General features: G+C 65.1%; 1 protein-coding gene. It reads left to right on the top strand.

The genetic code is table 11. The features are described from left to right. On the top strand, nucleotides 1-229 hold a 229-nt coding region (locus KVT32_RS31960), incomplete at both ends, for a PAS domain-containing protein (protein ID WP_217619622.1).

The raw sequence follows: 229 nt of genomic DNA, 5'->3' as shown, positions 1-229 counted from the left end.
TGTTCGACCTCGAACACCGCTTCACCTACGCCAACGCGGTGCTGCTGCAGATGTGGGGCAGGACGCGCGAGGAAGCGCTCGGCAAGAACTGCCTCGAACTGGGCTACCCGGACTGGCACGCCGCCATGCACGACCGCGAGATCGAGCAGGTGAAGGCAACCAAGGCGCCGATCCGCGGCGAGGTGCCCTTCAACGGCACCTTCGGGCGCCGCATCTACGACTACATCTT

Origin of the sequence: Achromobacter sp. GbtcB20, assembly GCF_019091095.1 — a bacterium.
GTDB classification, from domain to species: Bacteria; Pseudomonadota; Gammaproteobacteria; order Burkholderiales; family Burkholderiaceae_B; genus Achromobacter; species Achromobacter mucicolens.
Note: the sequence above shows the minus strand (reverse complement) of the source record. Positions and strands in the feature narration are given on the sequence as shown.